Origin of the sequence: Streptomyces sp. SID8352, from assembly GCF_009862265.1 — a bacterium.
Lineage (GTDB): Bacteria > Actinomycetota > Actinomycetes > Streptomycetales > Streptomycetaceae > Streptomyces.
This window is the reverse complement of record NZ_WWGX01000109.1, coordinates 1-1,575: the sequence shown is the minus strand read 5'-3', so window position 1 is coordinate 1,575 and position 1,575 is coordinate 1. Positions and strand designations below refer to the sequence as shown.

Genomic DNA, 1,575 nt, shown 5'->3' with positions numbered 1-1,575 from the left:
ATCCGGCACGTCGACGCGGGCTACGACATCGCGGAGTCCGTCGCCGGCGAACGCGGCGTGCGGGTGCCGATGCGCGAGGGTGACGACGCGTGAGCGTCGTCGCAGACATCTCCCCGGTGCGATGGTCCGGCCGGACCGACGGGCTCGGGCCGGAGCATCAGCGCTGGCACCACGCGGTGGACACCGACTCCTTGGCGCCCGGCCCGCATACGGCCGCATTCGTCGGCTTCCGTTCCGACGAGGGCGTCCGGCGCAACCAAGGCCGTCCGGGCGCCGCGGCTGGCCCCGCTGCACTGCGGACCGCTCTGTCCTCCCTGGCCCTGCCCGCGCAGATGCGCGCGCTGGACATTGGAGATGTAGCTGTTTATGGCGACAAACTGGAGGACGCCCAACGTCGGCTCGGCACCCTCGTCGGTGATCTCATTGACCGGCGCCTCACAGTGGCTGTCCTTGGCGGTGGGCACGAGGTGGCGTACGGCAGCTACCAAGGCATCGCACGCAGCACGTTGCTGTCCCAGGGCGCACGGCTGGGCGTGCTCAACCTGGACGCGCACTTCGATCTTCGCACTGCCCCATGCCCCAGCTCCGGCACGCCGTTTCTGCAGATGGCCCAGAACGAGGCGGCGGCGGGGCGGGCTCTGAACTACTGGGTGTTGGGGATCAGTCAACCCAGCAACACCCAGACCCTGTTCGACACCGCTGACAGCCTCGGCGTCCGCCACCTGCCTGACACAGCCTGCCAGGGGGATTCCGGGGACACGGTCGACGAGTTCGTGGCCGCTTACCTGGACAGCTGCGATGTCTCCTATCTGACGATCGACCTGGATGTGCTCTCGGCAGCCGTGGCCCCAGGAGTCAGTGCCCCCGCCGCGTTCGGCGTTCCCCTAAATGTCATCGAAAGGGTTTGCGTCGCGGTCGCGGCCAGCGGGAAGCTCGCGGTTGTCGACGTGGCTGAACTGAATCCGAAATTTGACATCGACGGAAGGACGGCACGCGTCGGAGCCCGACTTCTGCACCGAATTCTGACCATCCTCGCTGATACGTCCTGAGACTACTTCTCGGAGGAACCAGACTCCGCAGTCCGGCCCACACGTCCGCATCGACCGGCATCGTGATCAAATGGGCTCAACCTGCCCAAACTCACCACCGTGAACCTCCTGGGCGGGCTCTTCGGTATCGCCGCCGCGACCATTAGCCGAGCGAACCAGGCAGTCCGGCCTTTCCCGGAGGCACACGGCCACCACGTCAACGCCTCCACTGTCCGGTGGTGTCGTACACCCGTCGACCTGGCCGTGCTCCATACCTCAGACTCCACCCAAATGAAGATTCAAAGGGTGAATCAACAGTCTGCACGCCTGGGCAACCACGGCAGCGGTATTCATCGGGTGTGCGACGCCACCGGACTGGTGTCTGAATGGAACAAACTCTCATACGGACGTGTCAGCAACGCCGCTCCCGAGGAACCACGAGGCCATCATGAGCAGCACCGCCATCGTCAACATCGCCGCACTGGTCACCAACGACCCCTCCCTCCGGCCCGGCTCCCCCCTCGGGACGCTCCGGGACGCGGCCGTC

General features: G+C 66.2%; 1 protein-coding gene. It reads left to right on the top strand.

Annotated elements, in window-relative coordinates; translation table 11 throughout:
* Window positions 1–89: 89 nt before the first annotated feature.
* The gene (gene hutG / locus GTY84_RS31710; RefSeq protein WP_161229879.1) at window positions 90–1,049 is read left to right on the top strand and encodes a formimidoylglutamase; all 960 of its coding nucleotides are present in this window, start codon (window positions 90–92) and stop codon (window positions 1,047–1,049) included.
* Window positions 1,050–1,575: the final 526 nt, after the last annotated feature.